This window comes from Devosia sp. (assembly GCF_017307565.1).
In the GTDB taxonomy this organism is placed as follows: Bacteria; Pseudomonadota; Alphaproteobacteria; order Rhizobiales; family Devosiaceae; genus Devosia.
Map to the genome: position 1 here is coordinate 1 of NZ_JAFKHD010000006.1, position 1,752 is coordinate 1,752.

General features: G+C 61.8%; 2 protein-coding genes. Both read right to left on the minus strand.

Annotated elements, in window-relative coordinates:
* Positions 1–1,224, minus strand: a 1,224-nt coding sequence (locus tag J0I64_RS00055) for a GH1 family beta-glucosidase (RefSeq protein WP_291405231.1), incomplete at its 3' end; no start/stop codon positions are given.
* Positions 1,225–1,342: 118 nt separating this feature from the next.
* Positions 1,343–1,752, minus strand: a 410-nt coding sequence (locus J0I64_RS00060; protein WP_291405233.1) for a P-loop NTPase, incomplete at its 5' end; no start/stop codon positions are given.

Below are 1,752 nucleotides of genomic sequence, written 5' to 3' on the forward strand. Positions count from 1 at the left end.
AAAGCGCTTGTTATAGCCCTCTGCCCATTCGTAGTTGTCGAGCAGCGACCAGGCGAAATAGCCGCGCACATCAGCGCCGGCCTCGCGGGCGGCGAGCACGGCCTTCAGGTGCTCGTCGTAGTATTTTACGCGCCGCGGATCGTCGTCGCCTTCGACTTCGGCCATGCCGTTCTCGGTCACGTAGAGCGGGATCTTGGTATATTCGTTGGAGACGCGCACCAAGAGATCCGACAGGCCCTTGGGGTAGATTTCCCAGCCCATATCGGTCTTTTCGAGGTCACCCTTGACCTGTTCGACCGGTCGGCCCGGTTGGGTGGAAGCCTTGTAGATGCCGCGGGTGTAATAGTTGATCCCGAGCCAGTCGAGCGGACGCGAGACGACAGCCATATCAGCCTGATAGTTGGCCGGCAGGTAGGGCGCGAGCCATTCGGTGAGTTCGGCCGGGTACTGGCCCTTGAGCACGCCGCCGAGGTACCAGCGATTGAACAGCGCGTCGCCAAAGTTGCAGGCCGCCTTGTCTTCTTCGCTGTCGGTCGCCGGCTCGGATTTTTCGAGGTTGAGCACGATGCCGAGGTTTTTTGTACCGGTCGCGCGTAGGGCATCGATGGCCGTGCCATGCGCGAAAAGCACGTGGTGCATGGCGCGAGCAGCGGCGCGCAGATCGCGATAGCCGGGGGCGTGAACGCCGAGGAAATGACTGAGGAAGGCGACACACCAGGGCTCGTTGATGGTCGCGGTTGCAGCCAGACGATCACCGAATTTTTCGCCCACCAGCGTGGCGTAATCACCGAACCAGTTGGCGATATCGCGGTTCATCCAGCCGCCGCGGTCCTGCAGGGCCGAGGGCAGATCCCAGTGGTAGAGCGTTGCATAGGGTTTAAGGCCGCGCTCGAGCATGCCGTCGATCAGTCGATCGTAGAAATCAAGGCCTGCCTGATTGATGGCACCGGTGCCTTCGGGGATCAGGCGCGGCCAGGCGATCGAGAAGCGATAGGCGCCAAAGCCGCCGTCACGGATCAGGTCAAGATCCTGCGGCCAGAGTTCGTAGTGATTGCAGGCGTTAAGGCCCGTATCGCCATTGTGGACATTGCCGGGGGTTGCCGAGAACGTATCCCAGATCGAGGTGCCGCGACCATCGCGCTGGCCGCCTTCGATCTGATAGGCAGCCGTGGCCACGCCAAAGGTGAAGTCGGGACCGAAATCCCGGCGATCAATGGAAAACATAACCCCTCCGCTCCGAGCCTGCGCCCTTGTGGACTAGCCCGATAGCGTGTTCGGAAAAGTCATGCAATCGATTTCAGCAATCGATTTCGGTGCCAGGAGAGGTTGAGGCGGCCCCTGCTCAGGCTGGGGCCGCACCAAGGAGACGGCGCGCAATCACGCGGTATGCTGTTGCTTCCGCGCCTTCCGGATCAGCCGCCACAGGCGGTGCGCCGGCGTCGGAATTCTCGCGGATGGACATGACCAGCGGGATGGCGCCGAGGAAGGGAATGTCGAGGCGTTCGGCCGCCTTTTCGGCGCCGCCTGTTCCAAAAATGTCGTAGCGATTGCCGGTGTCCGGGGCGATGAAATAGCTCATGTTTTCAATGAGCCCGAGGATAGGCACAGACATGCGGCGGAGCATGTCGATGGCCTTTTGCGCATCGATCAGCGCCAGGTCCTGCGGGGTCGAGACGATGACGACGCCGTCGACGATGGTCTGCTGGAAAAGGCCGATATGGATGTCGCCGGTGCCCGGCGGCAGGTCGATGA